Here is a 258-nt window from a genome sequence, read left to right as displayed (position 1 = left end):
ATCGTACGCACACCATCTTGACCAGCTTGGCTAACTTCCCTTTGCCCCAAAGGCAGGTCTGCACTTTCCACTTCCTTAGTTGGATAGGATTCGGCCACTGTTGTGGTAACATCCTTTTCTTCAACATTTAAGCTTGGGACTTCATTTACAGGAGCGTCTGTTGGTTTCTCGCTAACAGGAGCTGTTCCGACGGTTACGATCTCCGATACTGCTGGTGTTGTCACTTCGTTAGAGATTTCCTGGCTTCTCTCTACTTTT

The 258-nt window shown here is 47.3% G+C and carries 1 protein-coding gene; it reads right to left on the bottom strand.

The genetic code is table 11. The features are described from left to right. On the bottom strand, window positions 1-258 hold a 258-nt coding region (locus tag HMPREF2655_RS07150; RefSeq protein ID WP_180364321.1), incomplete at both ends, for a G5 domain-containing protein.

Origin of the sequence: Streptococcus sp. HMSC066F01 (assembly GCF_001837335.1) — a bacterium.
Taxonomy (GTDB): domain Bacteria; phylum Bacillota; class Bacilli; order Lactobacillales; family Streptococcaceae; genus Streptococcus; species Streptococcus oralis_S.
This window is presented reverse-complemented; position numbering and strand designations above follow the sequence as displayed.